Annotated in this window: 1 protein-coding gene; it reads right to left on the bottom strand. The window is 66.4% G+C overall.

Annotated elements, in window-relative coordinates:
* The coding region (locus D1012_RS22235; protein WP_147335794.1) for a dihydrodipicolinate synthase family protein at positions 1–521 on the bottom strand (521 nt) is incomplete at both ends.

Raw genomic sequence — 521 nt, 5'->3', positions numbered from 1 at the left:
ACGAACTTCGGCACGGTGTCGAGGCGCAGCAGCGGCAGGAACCAGGCGTAGAGTTCGGCAGCGGCCTTGCCGCCGCCGTCGCGCGCGAGTTCGAACAGCTTCACCGACTCTTTCGGGTAGGCGTTGACCAGGCCGGCGATCCAGCCGGTCGCACCCATCGCGACGCCTTCGACGATCGCGTCGTCCATGCCGACGAGCAGTTCGAGGCGGTCGCCGAGCAGGCTGCGCAGCGCGGCGAAGCGGCGCACATCGCCCGAGGATTCCTTCACCGCTTGCACGTTCGGATAGGCCTGTGCGAGTTCGGCGATCTGCGCCGGACTGAAATCGGTTTTGTAGGCGATCGGGTTGTTGTAGATCATGCAGGGCTTGGCGGCGGCCTCGGCCATGGTGCGGATGCTCTGCATCGCCTCGCGCGCATCGGCCACGTAGATCAGCGAGGGCATCAGCATGAAGCCGTCCACGCCCAGTTCCACCGCCGCGTTGATGAAGCGCAGCGCCTCGCGGGTGCTGGTCTCTGACAC

The organism is Pseudotabrizicola alkalilacus (genome assembly GCF_003443995.1).
In the GTDB taxonomy this organism is placed as follows: Bacteria; Pseudomonadota; Alphaproteobacteria; order Rhodobacterales; family Rhodobacteraceae; genus Pseudotabrizicola; species Pseudotabrizicola alkalilacus.
The sequence above is the reverse complement of the archived record's forward strand: the minus strand, read 5'-3'. Positions and strand labels throughout refer to the sequence as shown.